Origin of the sequence: Cetobacterium sp. ZOR0034, from assembly GCF_000799075.1 — a bacterium.
GTDB lineage: Bacteria > Fusobacteriota > Fusobacteriia > Fusobacteriales > Fusobacteriaceae > Cetobacterium_A.
Genome location: NZ_JTLI01000076.1, coordinates 1 through 13,388 on the forward strand (window position 1 = coordinate 1; position 13,388 = coordinate 13,388).

The following is a 13,388-nucleotide window of genomic DNA, read 5'->3' on the forward strand; positions in this document are numbered from 1 at the left end:
TCGTTTTTAAACCTAACATTTGTCCTGTTAGTGAGTTTAATTCTGAACTCAGATAACCACTTGTTAAATCATTATTCTTTACCATATCAATTTTTTTAGACTTCTTGCTTTGAATTTCATCCATTTTTTACATATCTCCCCCAATTTTATTATTTAATAAAATATGAATTTTTTTATACAACTTCTTCTAACTCTTCTTCATCTTCATTAAATATTGGTTTTATATGATGTTCCCTTAATTTTAAACTTTGTCTATATTGTTCTGCTTGAGCTATTCTAGTTAACTTAAACTCTCCATGATGCTCTTTTACAACCTCTTCAATTTTTTCAAGTTTTACGTTAAAGAACTCTCTTCTTTGGTTCACAAGATTTAATCTCTCATCATTAAATTGTTTATGAAGTGTTCTTTCTAATGCTGGAGCATCTTCCGAATATATTAAGGCATGTACATCAAACGGGAATGGAACCGACGCGTCTCCTAATTCTTTTACTCTATCTAAAGGTTCTAATCTTCTTGTCATTCCTATCTTATATATATCCTCTCCAAATGATCCAATATTAGAAATAACATATACATGTCCTGCCCTTGTTAATTGAGCTTGTGAAACTGCTCTCTCTTTTGAATTATGGGCTTCTTGTAATTGTTTTTCTAACTCTGCTATTTTTTCAGCATATTTTTCTCTTTCTTCCTCGTTCTTACTCAACATAATTTTTTCATATTCTTTTCGAGCCAATTCCAAAGCTTTTTCTTGTCTTTTCTCTTCTATTTCTGCATCTCTAATAGCTTTTTCATACTCTCTTCTGGCTCTTTCTTCTTGTAGCATCTCTTCTCTTATTAACTTTTGTTCTTCTTGCTCCTTTTGCTTCATCTCTTTATAGCCTTGAATCAACAATAATTCTTTTAGCTTTAATTCTAAAAATTCATCGCTAATCTTAAAATTAGAAGTCTTAGCCAGCCTATTTATTGCTGTAAACGATTTTATAATTTTTGCTTCACAAGACTCTAAATTAGTATATTTTACAGTTGCATAAATTAAATCACACTCTCCATTAAAGCCACGTATAACTAACTTTGTTAAATCTTTTGCTTGCTTCGAATTATAATTATAATCTTTTTCTATTGCATCATCTAAAGTAATCAATATCTTTTGTTTATCTTTTATATTTTTCAATTCTTGTTGATACATTATAGATTCTTCAAAATCATACTCATCTCCTTCATATGAACCTGAATATAAGATAAAATCTTGTTTTTCCAACTCTATTAAATCATTATTTAAAAATATAATTCTTTCATTTTTTTCAGTTATTTCTTTGTTTAATTCATTAATTTTATTATTTATTTCTATTTTTAAGTTTTCAACTTCTTTTCTTTTAAATAATACTTCACTTTCTTCAGATTCAAGTCTTTTTTGAATTTCTTCAGTTATTTCTTTAATTTGTTTTTGTTTTAAAGAAACTTCTTCACTTAATCCTTTAACTGTTTGGGCTATACCTTCTCTCTCTGCAGTTTTTCTAATAACCGAATTAAGTCTCTCTATCTCTTCTTGAAGCATCTTTGATTTTTTTTCCAATCCTTTATTACTTTCTAATAAAATTTCTTTTTTAGAAATTAAATATCTTACCAATAATATTAACGCTATGATAGTGATTAATAACATAACTTTATTCCCTCCAACTTTTTATAAAAATATCTTACTTAATTTAAAGTGTCTTAGAGCTTTTAAGTTTAAATCATATGCTTTTATATACCATTGATTATCTAGAGTATACAAATACTCTATAATCACTTCCTGGTTAATGTGGTGCATATTTATTTCAGAATATTTAAATTTAAATACCTCTCCTGTCCCCAAAAACTTTTCTTCAATCACTAATTCACTATATTTTAGTTCTTCTTTTTTTTCACTACTTCTATCTTTACCTAATGAGATTTTAGAGTTTTCTTCTAGTACATCATTCTTATATGTACTCTTAAAACTTCTACAGCCTAAAAATACTATCAATAACATTATTATTCCAACTAAATACTGCTTTTCAATACAAATCAAACCTATTACAATAAAATAATATGGTATATCTACAAATAACTTAAATAGAGACAACCACAATAAGTTATTTCTCTCTCCTTTTAGAAATTTTTTCCCAAGTAAATAGGTACTATAAACAGCAATCGGTAAAAAAATTAGTAATAACAACTGTTTCTTTTTCTCTTTACTCATTCCTCCCCCTTATTTTATATATTCGTTTATAAATTTTAATACTTTTTCTTTTTGTATCTCACTTAATTCATTCATCTCTTTGCACAGCTCAGTTCCAGCATAAGAATGATTGATTTTATTCCCATCTCCTACGATAATATGCCCATTGTTGCTATTACTTTCAATATTTAATTGATTTTTACATTCTTCTAATTCTTTTCTTAATAATTCATTTTCTGTTTCTAAAAAGTATATTTTATCTTCAATATATTTTGGCAACGACCCTGATTTAATTAATAGATTATAAAAAAATTGTTTTTCATCAGAGCTTAAATTTAAACTTTCCATTATTTTTTCATGAGTTTCAGTTGTCCCCATCAAAGAACCTTTTTCTATATCAGATATGTAAGTATGTGAAAGTCCTGTTTTGTACGCCATCTGTCTCAAAGAAAGTTTTTTTTCGTTTCTTTTCAGCTTTAAGTAATCTCCTGCCTTCATATCACACCACCCTTTTAATTTTTATTAAATTATACCGTATTTTATTCTTAAATAGTAAGTTTTTAAACAAACTTTCTAACAAAATGTAAGTTTTATAATTGACACTTTAATAAAAGCATGATATATTTATACTTGTAAACTACAAAACGTACAAAGGAGGTAAATTTTGAACTTTGGAATTTTTTTAGAGCAAGAATTATCTAATCAAAACTTATCAAAATCTTCATTTTCTAAGAAGCTATCTATTTCTAGGCAAACCCTTACCACTAATATCCAACAGTGGAAAAATGGCAGAGAACCAAATATAAAAACAATTAAAAAATATTTAAAAATTTTAAATATTGATGCAACATTATTTTTTATGAATATGTAAGTTATGTAATTAACTTACATATTACCATAAATATTTAAATCAAAATTTTAAAACGGAGGTTGTTATGGTAGATAAATTGGAATTAGTTGAAAATCTTATTAAAGAGATTAAGTTTTATGGACTTGAAGATAAAATTGAAATTGAAATTTCTGATATGAAAAGTTTTGAAAAAAACTTTTTTGAAGAAGCTATACATGGTAATTATTTTTGGAACTATGTTTCTATCGTCAGTAAAATTTTATTTGAACACCTTTCATAATTAAGTTGCCTACTCGCTTTTATGGTAGGCACTCTATTAGAGGTCATCATTCCCCTATGGTGGCTTCTAACAGAGTTTTTGAACAAAATATACTAGGAGGTTATCTATGAGAACAGAAAGTAGCAACTCTTTAGCACTTGAAAGGTCTATGAATCTTCAATGTCATATCATGACTTTTGAAGAAGCTCTTAGACACGCAAGTGTTAATGATAAATTGGATGACGAAAGAAGAGAGAAAATGTTTGGACTTATGAAATGGAAATTTGATATGAACATCCATTTTGATAAGCGATATGAAAAAATATTATCTTTAGAAAATTTAGAGGAAATAAAAAAAGAACTCTTGTCATTAAAAAAAGAGATTAAAAGTTTTAATGATAAATTTGAAAAAAGCTTTGAGATTTTAAAAAGAGATGAGCTTTACTATGAAAAGATTGATGATGATGTAAGAACATATTTAATCAATTATGCTGCTAGATGTAGAGAAAAACTAAGAATTGAAAATTCAATGGTTGAAGAGAAACTAATCAGAGAAAATAAAGAAAATTTAAATAAATAAAAAAGGCAGGTATACTCACCCACCAATATCTCTCGCAAAGATATTATAGAGTATACCTCCTAAAAATGCAAATACTTTTTGCAAATAGGGAGGTTTTTTTTATGAGAATAAAAGTTTTATCAAATACTATAGAAGCAAGTATTTTCCATCAAGGTGAAAGATACTATTTCAAAGGGAATATGGATTCCATTTTTAAAGATATAAGCAAATTACTAAATGTTAAATACTAATTCTATTGGAGGAACAAATGAACAATAAAAATTTTTGGGATGCTATGCAAGATTTAAGTCCAGCACTATTTAAAACATATGCTGCTATAAATAAATTATCAGATAACGAGGTTGGATATTGTTTTGCTACAAACGAGAGTATATCTATTAAACTTAACAAGCATGAGAAAAGTATTAGTAGAGATATAAGCGAACTAATCGAACTTGGATATCTATTTGCCAATCAAATAAAAATTGGATTTAAAGTTATTGAAAGACGTTTATACACTGCTGAAAATATCAAAACTTATATGAAGGATCAAAAGAACATTTCAAACTTAATTAAAACTACATTGAAAGAGATTGAAGGAGTATTTTATTACTACAACGAATCTAATTCTACGGGTAACAAAAGTGTTACTCGTAAATATACAGGTAACAAATTTGAGGATGGCACGGGTAACAATTATGAGGAGCGTACGGGTAACAAAAATGTTACGGTAACTAATACTAATATAACTAATACTAATTCTACTACTACTGAAATAAATACTGAACCAAAAAAAGAAAGTAGTAGTAGTCAATTTTTAAATATTTTAGATTCAAGTACAAAAGCAAATATCCTATCAAGTAATCCAAATATCACAGAAGCAGAGTTTAATGCTCTCTATGAAAAATGCAAACTTGAAGTTCAACAAGGATTTGCTAAAAACCTAAACAGTATTCTTGTGCAATCAGTTAGAGGTCTTTGGAACTTCCAAGCTAAAGAAGTTTCACCTAAATCAACTACACAAAAACCTAAAGCTGAAAAAGTAATTGTAACAATAGCAAATGACTGTATTGACTTTTACCAATGTTTCAAAGATTATCATACTCACGATGAGATAATTCAAAAATTTAAAAAATCTTGTACTGGTATGGATGAAGAGTTAATCAATAACTACACTGAAAAAGTTATCAAAGCATTGAAAGAGGTGGGATAATGGATGATAAGCAAAAGGAATTAATCAGATTAAGAAATTCACTTAATACTGAATTAGATATGACTAAATCAGATATAACCGAGTCTGAACAAGCTCTAAGAAAGCTCAAGCAAAAGAGATCAAGACTTGAAGCTAGAATTGCTAAAGTTAATGGTGAAATTATAAAAGCCAATAACGGTGGTAAAGAGGTTCCAATCTATTTCTGTAACTCGAAAGGAATGATTTAAATAGAATTTACAAAAAATAAAAAAGAAGGTTCAGTCCTAGAACTAAACCCTCAGGTTGCAATGAGAGTATAACACTGAGCCTTCTTGTATGTCAATTAAAAAAATATCTTGGAGGATAAAATGATAATAAAACTTAATAAAAACGACTTTAAAAATCTTATGGAGATTTTAGAAAAACATCAAATAATACAGGCTTCAACTTCAAATGAAGTTGTACAATTTGAAGCTTTCAAAATTGTTTATAAACTTAGTTTAGAAGAGGAGCTAGTACAAATCAAAAGCCAATCTAGAGATATTGATGAGTTTTTCAATAAAATCCATCAAATAGCTGAAATAGAAGACAGAATGATTCCTGGTGAAGGAAAGTGTTCTTTAAAGAAAATTATCGAAAAAGAGTTAGGTATTAATTTATCGGAGGTAGAAGAATGTCAGTAATCTTAATTAAAAATAATAAAGGGGGAGTTGGTAAGAGTTGGATAACTCTCCAACTTGCTCACGGACTACAACATGTTACAAATAAAAAAGTTTTGATTGTAACATCTGATAATCAAAATAACATTTTAGAATATGCTGGAATGGAAAAAACAGTTTCAAACTCAGGACTTGAAAAATGGATAAAAACTGGAACTGGTGACTTAATAAGATTAAGAGAAAATCTATTTTTTATCCCTCTCAAAACATCACACTTGAACCTACAGTCCAAAGAGAGATTGGAACGGCTATTTGAGGCATTTAAAGAGGAATATGAGTATATTTTAATAGACTCTACACCTGTAGTTGGAATAGATAAGTACTTTGTTGAATTAGCAGATAAAGTAGTTGTTCCTGGATTTGCTGATAAGGTAACTATAAACTCGATAACTTCACTTTTAGAAGGAGTTGAAATTAGAAAAGTCAAATCAGTTATCATAAACAAATGGACTAAAACAGCTAAAGAGAAAGAATACTATAATGGATTAAAAGAGGTCTTAGAGCCTTTTGAAATACATCTAACTGCTCCAATAAGTCAAAGTGCAACAATTGGAAAACTGATTGATGATGGAAAAACAATCTGGGAATCTAACTCTAAAAAAATTAAAACAATACAAGAAAGTTTTGTGACTGTGATCGAGGAGATACTATGAAAGCATTGGCTAGTTTAAAAGCAAAAGTACAAGAGGATTATCAAAGTTCATTCGAATTTGAAAAGTATGAAATTGAGGAAGATATCAAAAAAGAGGTTATTGAAAATGAAGCTATTATATTTCGGAACTTCCGAAATATGTCTGAATCTTTATATAAAGTTTGTAAGGCTCTTTATGAAAATTCTCTAAAATTGAAAAGGTCTGAAGGTAGCTTTATGGCCTGGTATGAAAATATTGGATTGAGTAAAGATAAAGTATCTGAGCTTCTAAAAAGATATGATTTATATATGAACTTTCCAGATAAGGCTCAATATATAACAAGTCTTTCAACTCAGGCAGTTAAACTACTTACAGGTAAGGACCTTGATATAAATATTGTTTATGACACTGTGGAATTGGAACTTATAAAAGTTGATGACATTAGATGCTTTATAGAGGCTAGAAGTACTCTAAAAGAAGATATAATAGAACTAGAGGAGGGATATAAGATTGAACCTCTTATTCAGAAAGAAACTAAAAAATGTGTCAACTATAAAAATTTTGAAAAGTTAAGAAAAAATATATCAGCTATGGATTCAAAACAAATATCTCAGGTTGAAAAAGAGATTGATCTATTTGAGAAATATATCAAAGAACTTAAAAAATCTTTAGCTGATAGAAGCTTAGAATTTGACAATAAAAATAATATTAAATTAATTAAATAGATAGATAGATAGATAGATAGATAGATAGATAGATAGATAGATAGATAGATAGATAGATAGATAGATAGATAGTTATTAAATACAAGTTTAAATTTATAAATTATAATTAGGAGGGTTGTTATGTCTACTATGATAGCAGTTGAAGAAGTTGCAAAACTTTGCAATGTTGGAAATGGTAAAGCTTATCAAATCATTAGAGAAATTAATAAAGAAATGAAAGAAAAGGGATATCTAATAATCAGAGGTAGAGTTAATAAACTTTATCTATTAGAGCGATTTGGAATAACAAAAGGAGATTAATTATGCCAGCAACTAAGGATAAGAACGGGACTTGGATGTCCCGTTTCTATTATGTAGATTACGAAGGAAAAAGAATTAGAACTTTTAAAAGAGGTTTTAAAACTAAAAGAGACGCTCTTGAATACGAAAGAGAATTTCTATCTAAATATAAATTTGAAGTCAGTATGACATTTAAAAGCTTGTATGAGCTTTATATAGAAGACTTGAGTCATCGATTGAGACAACACACTATCATCAATAAAAAATATATAATTGAAATGAAAATATTACCATTTTTTAAAAATTTAAAACTGAGTGACATTACTCCAGTTATAATTAGAAAATGGCAAAATGAACTTTTAAAAGCTATAAACCCAAGTAGTGGAAATCCATATAGTCAAACTTATATTAAAACTATTCATAATCAGCTTACAGCTATTTTTAACTATGCTATTAAGTTTCATTCATTACAAGAAAACCCTTGCCATAAAGCTGGAAGTATTGGAAAGAAACATGCTGAAGAAATGAATATCTGGACACCAGAAGAGTTTAAATTATTTATTGAAACTCTTAAAGATTACCCTGCTACTTATGCAGGATTTAATATTTTATTCTGGTGTGGTCTTAGAGTTGGAGAGCTCCTAGCTCTTGAAATAAAAGATATTGATTTTGAAAATGAAACTTTAAATATTAACAAGTCTTATCAGAGATTAAATAAAGAGGATGTAATTACTGAACCTAAAACTCCTAAGAGTAAAAGAATTATTGAAATGCCTGCTCAATTGATTCCAATATTACAAAACTACCTAACAGCACTGTATAAACCAAAACCTAGAACAAGGTTAATTCCTCATACCAAATATATTTTTGAGCATGCTATGAAAAAGCATTCAGAAATTGCTGGAGTAAAAAAAATAAGGATACATGATCTTAGACATTCACACGCATCCTTACTTATTCATTTAGGTGTTAATCCTCTAGCTATTGCTAGAAGATTGGGACATGAAAAGGTTGAAACAACCTTAAATACTTATTCTCATCTATTTCCTAATAGTAATAAGGAGATGATGGAGTTATTAGGAAAGGTATAGAGGTTATAAATCTCTATACCTTTTAATCTTCTATATTTTCTTTTTTTCTTGAATAACCGACAATTTCATTTGTTTTTCTATATGCATCTTTTAAAAGTTCAGAATAAGATCTACTCTTTTCAAATAAATTTATTTGCATATAGTTGGGAAAAAACTTCGCAACCATCTCTTCTTCTAAATTTTCATTTGAAATCTCTTTATTATCTTCTAGAATATGTATAATCTTAAATCTTTTATTATTTAGCCCTTTTGAAACCATTGAAAATCTATGACAATCCAATGGATTTTTTTCTGAACACATTAAAACTATATTATACCCTTTTTCATATCCTATTTTTAATCTTTTTACTCCGTCATTAAAAATATCTAGTTTTAAAGTTTTTTCAAAATCAACAATTTCATCCTCTGAATAAACTTCATCTTCTGTTCTTCTTGCACCAAATTCTTTGTTAAAATTTGAATACACAATATTATTTTTTTTTAAGCTTTTCTTTAATTCTTCTTTATTATACTCAGGAACATATTTGCTATAAGGTGTACTCCTAACATCAATTACACAATTAATATTTCTTTCCTTTAATATTTCTATAAACCTTTCTATTTTTATTCCTGAATACCCTATTGTATAACATTTATATTCCATAATACTCCTTATTTTTCTATAATTCCTGCTACTAATTTATATGCATGCCCTTTAAATATCTCTCCTAAACTAATTGTAACATATGCAGAGAAATTTCCGCTTCCATATTTTGCATGAAGATTATCAAATTCTTTTGCCGTAGCTCCTAAATCATAAAATATTCCGTTGTATTCTATTCGTGCTCTTCTCCTATTAAAATTATTCCTATATAGATATATTACTTCAACTTCCAAAAAATATAGTGAATTATTTGGAAGATTTTCTATAGATATTTTATCATCTGATCCCCAAATATCACTAGGATTATCTAAATATGATGCTATATTTTGAATTGATAATTTATTAATATATTGCCAAGGAGTAATTGGAGTTATTTGATGATTTTCAGTTTGATGAGCTAATACAGGAGGTAATAGTCCTACTGTATTAACATTAATAATATCTAAAAGTTTAGGCTTTTTAAAATTATGACAGGGACAAGAGAGAATACATAAATTTGGATTATTTAAGCATTGCTCAGAGTCTGTTATTCCCGATAGATTTCCCCCTTTTAATCTAACCCATGTATTTGTTATCAATTCTTTCCCTGCTATACAACTTTGTCCATGCATAACCGAATTTGCCAAAATAATTAGATTCATTATTATCGTCCCCCTCTATAAACTTATTTTATTATCATTACTATTAAATAAATATTCTTTCAATAATCGTCTATGACAATTTGTATTTTTTACTTCACTACATAAAAAGCAACAATTATTAAAGTTATAATCTTTATATTTTTCTTTTATTTTTCTATCGTCTAATAATTTTATATATTTGTTTTCATATTGCTGCCAATTTATTTTTTTATTCTTAAAATCATCTAAAATATCTTTTGTAGGTGCAAAATCTAAAATATGTTCATATTCTACATCTATAATTTCCTTTAGAAAAAATTTAAAATCATTTTTTTTAGTAAAACCACTTAATTGAGAAGTATTATTTAATCTTATATCTATAAGTTTTTTAACTCCTGATGTTTTTAATGTGTTAAAAAAAGTTTCTGCACTTTTTCCACTACTTCCTATATCGAATACAGTCATTATTCCTCCATTTTTAAATTTCTTAATTTTTTAATAACAAACAATATTTATATACCTTATTTTTTTAATTATTTCAAGTCTTTCATACTTTATTTTTTATAATAAAATATTAATTAACTATAAATCCGTTAAGATAAGTGCACCCAAAATGCACCCATTTTATTAAAAAAACAGTAAAAAATACTTATTTTTAAATTTTTGACCCATTAAAAACCTAATAAAATCAATACATTTAAAAATAAGCATTTTTTTCAAAGTTGAGTGGGAATAATAATTTAAAATATAAAACACCTTGATTACCAATGGTTTTCAAGGTGTTTTTTTATTGCTGGGTTCTTAATGGTCCCATTTTATGTGTTTTGCAACCTTTTCATATTACCATAAACAATAGATTGGTTCTTTCATAAAATTTTACAATCTATTACTCCGTACTGATTAGATTAAAAGTTAATTTAAAAAGAGAGTATTTTGAGCAAATAAAATCATTTACATTCCATACTGATTAGATTAAAAGTATGACTAAAGAATGCGAATTAATGGAGGTTTAAAAATTTACATTCCATACTGATTAGATTAAAAGTTTCTAGAGAAAGCTAAAGCCATATCTCCAGCAAGTATTTACATTCCATACTGATTAGATTAAAAGGATATTTGAAACTTTAGATATTACTGGTCCAAGTGCTATTTACATTCCATACTGATTAGATTAAAAGATGGATTTACTTTATACTATGCAATTGTTTAAAATTTATTTACATTCCATACTGATTAGATTAAAAGGGGTTCAAAAAAGAAATTATTAGATTTTGTAATTTCATTTACATTCCATACTGATTAGATTAAAAGTAGATAATATTTCTATTGTTATAACTGAGCTTTCTAATTTACATTCCATACTGATTAGATTAAAAGGCAACTCGTAATCTCCATCTGGAGTTTGCACTCTTGTATTTACATTCCATACTGATTAGATTAAAAGAATTGAAGAGTTCAGAATAGAACTCAACAAAACTTTATTTACATTCCATACTGATTAGATTAAAAGAAAGAAAGAAGTTGAATCTTACAAAAGAGATTATGAATTTACATTCCATACTGATTAGATTAAAAGAAATCATTTTTAGAAAATCACATAGAAGTGAAAGGCATTTACATTCCATACTGATTAGATTAAAAGATTTCATCGAATATCTTTATACCTTGTGTAACTGTATTTACATTCCATACTGATTAGATTAAAAGTCTCTTCCCCAAGTGGTTAAAACCATGTTTTTACCAATTTACATTCCATACTGATTAGATTAAAAGTTAAAAGATAACTATAATTTAGAGATAATTCTAACAGAATTTACATTCCATACTGATTAGATTAAAAGACATCAATAGTTTCCATTTTGTCATATGCTAGTTGTAATTTACATTCCATACTGATTAGATTAAAAGTTGCTGTATCTGTTTTTCTTCGCATTTCTAAATCATAATTTACATTCCATACTGATTAGATTAAAAGTCTTTTGTAAGCTCAAAAGCATATTTATAAGCTTTATTTACATTCCATACTGATTAGATTAAAAGAACTCTCATTTCTAGCTTACCACTAGCGTTTACAATATTTACATTCCATACTGATTAGATTAAAAGTTAAATTGAATATATCATTTAGTACATGTTCATTATAATTTACATTCCATACTGATTAGATTAAAAGCAGCATGTTCGCAACCTATCATAAAAACACTATCATTTACATTCCATACTGATTAGATTAAAAGATTTCTTTCATTCGTTTTTCTATATATGATTTTATATAATTTACATTCCATACTGATTAGATTAAAAGCATCCTATCTCTATTATTATAGATCACATATTCGTTATTTACATTCCATACTGATTAGATTAAAAGTATACTCAACACAATTGAGAGGAATAGCTCAGAAATAATTTACATTCCATACTGATTAGATTAAAAGAATTTCTTTTCCTTTCAAAGATATCTTCTTAGATTTATTTACATTCCATACTGATTAGATTAAAAGTAGCCGAGTTCGAAAAGTTAGTTATCGTTTCATCAATTTACATTCCATACTGATTAGATTAAAAGGATTGATGTTTAGTTAATTCTTCTACATCAATTGTATTTACATTCCATACTGATTAGATTAAAAGAACTCCGAATCCATCACATCTCTTTTATTGTAATAATATTTACATTCCATACTGATTAGATTAAAAGTTCCTAAGTCGTTAAATATTGCCCACAACATTTTCATCATTTACATTCCATACTGATTAGATTAAAAGTCAATCTGTTGGATAAGAGCAAAATCCTTTACAGAATTTACATTCCATACTGATTAGATTAAAAGCTTTAAAAGCTGATATAGAGCTTTCTGGGATACATATTTACATTCCATACTGATTAGATTAAAAGAAAACTTTTACGGAGAAATACCTTTCGGTAAAGTTTGTATTTACATTCCATACTGATTAGATTAAAAGGATTGAGCTATCTCGTTTTTTCCAGCCGCAATAAGATTTACATTCCATACTGATTAGATTAAAAGTATAGCTATTTACTGGTTTATGACCTTTTGTTTTTTGATTTACATTCCATACTGATTAGATTAAAAGCTTCTTGCTAAAATCTCCACTTTCAGTAACAAATTTATTTACATTCCATACTGATTAGATTAAAAGATAACTTAACTGTAATATCTCACGAAAGTGGAATGAATTTACATTCCATACTGATTAGATTAAAAGAAGAAACAACTTAACTCATCAAGTAAAACAGATACATTTACATTCCATACTGATTAGATTAAAAGAAAGATTTTTATTAAATTCGCTAACCTCAGCTACATAATTTACATTCCATACTGATTAGATTAAAAGACAATCCTTTTTCTTTGTCATACTTCAAACATTTAAAATTTACATTCCATACTGATTAGATTAAAAGTTCATTTACAACATCTTCTCCAACCAATACATTTGTATTTACATTCCATACTGATTAGATTAAAAGAATTCTTAAAAAGAGAGAATAAATTAGGACCTTACTCATTTACATTCTGTGTATTGCAAGTAGATTCTAAAATTAATTGCAGAAAAAATCAGAACATTACTCAAACCATTAATCAGAATTTA

At 27.0% G+C, this 13,388-nt stretch carries 17 protein-coding genes and 1 CRISPR repeat array; of the genes, 11 read left to right on the forward strand and 6 right to left on the reverse strand.

Annotated features, from left to right (window positions below; translation table 11 throughout):
• Positions 1-173 precede the first annotated feature (173 nt).
• Genes L992_RS11875 through L992_RS11885 form a run of 3 tightly spaced genes read right to left on the reverse strand, consistent with a single transcriptional unit; the run spans position 174 to position 2,699 of the window.
• Positions 174-1,661 (reverse strand): DUF4041 domain-containing protein, encoded by a 1,488-nt coding sequence (locus tag L992_RS11875; protein ID WP_052193990.1) that lies wholly within the window; start codon positions 1,659-1,661, stop codon positions 174-176.
• Positions 1,662-1,682: 21 nt separating this feature from the next.
• Entirely contained in the window at positions 1,683-2,222 is a 540-nt protein-coding gene (locus L992_RS11880; RefSeq protein WP_047396473.1) for a hypothetical protein, read from the reverse strand.
• A 9-nt stretch (positions 2,223-2,231) separates the two neighbouring features.
• Entirely contained in the window at positions 2,232-2,699 is a 468-nt protein-coding gene (locus tag L992_RS11885; RefSeq protein WP_047396475.1) for a helix-turn-helix domain-containing protein, read from the reverse strand.
• A gap of 166 nt (positions 2,700-2,865) precedes the next feature.
• Between L992_RS11885 and L992_RS11890 the strand changes: the two genes are divergently transcribed.
• The 11 genes from L992_RS11890 (at position 2,866) to L992_RS11935 (ending at position 8,507) form a co-directional block, all read left to right on the forward strand.
• Positions 2,866-3,072, forward strand: coding sequence for a helix-turn-helix domain-containing protein (locus tag L992_RS11890; protein WP_047396478.1), 207 nt, complete (start codon positions 2,866-2,868; stop codon positions 3,070-3,072).
• A gap of 64 nt (positions 3,073-3,136) precedes the next feature.
• Positions 3,137-3,331, forward strand: coding sequence for a hypothetical protein (locus L992_RS11895; protein WP_047396480.1), 195 nt, complete (start codon positions 3,137-3,139; stop codon positions 3,329-3,331).
• 106 nt (positions 3,332-3,437) lie between these two features.
• Entirely contained in the window at positions 3,438-3,890 is a 453-nt protein-coding gene (locus tag L992_RS11900) for a hypothetical protein (RefSeq protein WP_047396482.1), read from the forward strand.
• Positions 3,891-3,991: 101 nt separating this feature from the next.
• Positions 3,992-4,120 carry a hypothetical protein gene (locus L992_RS13860; RefSeq protein WP_255359912.1) on the forward strand — a complete coding sequence of 43 codons (129 nt, stop codon included), beginning with the start codon at positions 3,992-3,994 and terminating at the stop codon, positions 4,118-4,120.
• Positions 4,121-4,137: 17 nt separating this feature from the next.
• Positions 4,138-5,082 (forward strand): helix-turn-helix domain-containing protein, encoded by a 945-nt coding sequence (locus L992_RS11905; RefSeq protein WP_047396485.1) that lies wholly within the window; start codon positions 4,138-4,140, stop codon positions 5,080-5,082.
• Positions 5,082-5,309 carry a hypothetical protein gene (locus L992_RS11910; RefSeq protein WP_047380978.1) on the forward strand — a complete coding sequence of 76 codons (228 nt, stop codon included), beginning with the start codon at positions 5,082-5,084 and terminating at the stop codon, positions 5,307-5,309. The genes L992_RS11905 and L992_RS11910 overlap by 1 nt, the downstream gene beginning before the upstream one ends.
• A 120-nt stretch (positions 5,310-5,429) precedes the next feature.
• A complete protein-coding gene (locus tag L992_RS11915) occupies positions 5,430-5,744 on the forward strand; it encodes a hypothetical protein (protein WP_047380976.1) in 315 nt (104 codons plus the stop codon).
• Positions 5,735-6,433, forward strand: a complete 699-nt coding sequence (locus L992_RS11920) for a ParA family protein (RefSeq protein WP_047396488.1) — start codon at positions 5,735-5,737, stop codon at positions 6,431-6,433. The genes L992_RS11915 and L992_RS11920 overlap by 10 nt, the downstream gene beginning before the upstream one ends.
• Positions 6,430-7,137 carry a hypothetical protein gene (locus tag L992_RS11925; protein ID WP_047396490.1) on the forward strand — a complete coding sequence of 236 codons (708 nt, stop codon included), beginning with the start codon at positions 6,430-6,432 and terminating at the stop codon, positions 7,135-7,137. Before L992_RS11920 ends, L992_RS11925 begins: the two co-directional genes overlap by 4 nt.
• A 120-nt stretch (positions 7,138-7,257) precedes the next feature.
• On the forward strand, positions 7,258-7,437 hold the full coding sequence (locus L992_RS11930) for a hypothetical protein (protein ID WP_047396493.1): 180 nt from the start codon (positions 7,258-7,260) through the stop codon (positions 7,435-7,437).
• A 2-nt stretch (positions 7,438-7,439) separates the two neighbouring features.
• Complete coding sequence (locus L992_RS11935; RefSeq protein ID WP_047396495.1) at positions 7,440-8,507, forward strand: site-specific integrase; 1,068 nt, start codon at positions 7,440-7,442, stop codon at positions 8,505-8,507.
• Between the two features lie 22 nt (positions 8,508-8,529).
• On the opposite strand, the gene L992_RS11940 is transcribed toward L992_RS11935, so the two are convergent.
• Genes L992_RS11940 through L992_RS11950 form a run of 3 tightly spaced genes read right to left on the reverse strand, consistent with a single transcriptional unit; the run spans position 8,530 to position 10,235 of the window.
• Entirely contained in the window at positions 8,530-9,150 is a 621-nt protein-coding gene (locus L992_RS11940) for a DUF488 family protein (protein ID WP_047396498.1), read from the reverse strand.
• A gap of 8 nt (positions 9,151-9,158) precedes the next feature.
• Positions 9,159-9,791, reverse strand: a complete 633-nt coding sequence (locus tag L992_RS11945) for a hypothetical protein (RefSeq protein ID WP_047396499.1) — start codon at positions 9,789-9,791, stop codon at positions 9,159-9,161.
• Between the two features lie 15 nt (positions 9,792-9,806).
• On the reverse strand, positions 9,807-10,235 hold the full coding sequence (locus L992_RS11950) for a DUF488 family protein (protein WP_047396502.1): 429 nt from the start codon (positions 10,233-10,235) through the stop codon (positions 9,807-9,809).
• Between the two features lie 417 nt (positions 10,236-10,652).
• A CRISPR array of direct repeats spans positions 10,653-13,266; the repeat unit is 30 nt; unit sequence ATTTACATTCCATACTGATTAGATTAAAAG.
• Positions 13,267-13,388 lie beyond the last annotated feature (122 nt).

Bases quoted from the DNA above. Each gene is read 5' to 3' on its own strand.
- L992_RS11875 (WP_052193990.1), bottom strand. From the start codon at position 1,661: ATGTTATTAATCACTATCATAGCGTTAATATTATTGGTAAGATATTTA.
- L992_RS11880 (WP_047396473.1), bottom strand. From the start codon at position 2,222: ATGAGTAAAGAGAAAAAGAAACAGTTGTTATTACTAATTTTTTTACCG.
- L992_RS11885 (WP_047396475.1), bottom strand. From the start codon at position 2,699: ATGAAGGCAGGAGATTACTTAAAGCTGAAAAGAAACGAAAAAAAACTT.
- L992_RS11895 (WP_047396480.1), top strand. From the start codon at position 3,137: ATGGTAGATAAATTGGAATTAGTTGAAAATCTTATTAAAGAGATTAAG.
- L992_RS11900 (WP_047396482.1), top strand. From the start codon at position 3,438: ATGAGAACAGAAAGTAGCAACTCTTTAGCACTTGAAAGGTCTATGAAT.
- L992_RS13860 (WP_255359912.1), top strand. From the start codon at position 3,992: ATGAGAATAAAAGTTTTATCAAATACTATAGAAGCAAGTATTTTCCAT.
- L992_RS11905 (WP_047396485.1), top strand. From the start codon at position 4,138: ATGAACAATAAAAATTTTTGGGATGCTATGCAAGATTTAAGTCCAGCA.
- L992_RS11910 (WP_047380978.1), top strand. From the start codon at position 5,082: ATGGATGATAAGCAAAAGGAATTAATCAGATTAAGAAATTCACTTAAT.
- L992_RS11915 (WP_047380976.1), top strand. From the start codon at position 5,430: ATGATAATAAAACTTAATAAAAACGACTTTAAAAATCTTATGGAGATT.
- L992_RS11920 (WP_047396488.1), top strand. From the start codon at position 5,735: ATGTCAGTAATCTTAATTAAAAATAATAAAGGGGGAGTTGGTAAGAGT.
- L992_RS11925 (WP_047396490.1), top strand. From the start codon at position 6,430: ATGAAAGCATTGGCTAGTTTAAAAGCAAAAGTACAAGAGGATTATCAA.
- L992_RS11930 (WP_047396493.1), top strand. From the start codon at position 7,258: ATGTCTACTATGATAGCAGTTGAAGAAGTTGCAAAACTTTGCAATGTT.
- L992_RS11935 (WP_047396495.1), top strand. From the start codon at position 7,440: ATGCCAGCAACTAAGGATAAGAACGGGACTTGGATGTCCCGTTTCTAT.
- L992_RS11940 (WP_047396498.1), bottom strand. From the start codon at position 9,150: ATGGAATATAAATGTTATACAATAGGGTATTCAGGAATAAAAATAGAA.
- L992_RS11945 (WP_047396499.1), bottom strand. From the start codon at position 9,791: ATGAATCTAATTATTTTGGCAAATTCGGTTATGCATGGACAAAGTTGT.
- L992_RS11950 (WP_047396502.1), bottom strand. From the start codon at position 10,235: ATGACTGTATTCGATATAGGAAGTAGTGGAAAAAGTGCAGAAACTTTT.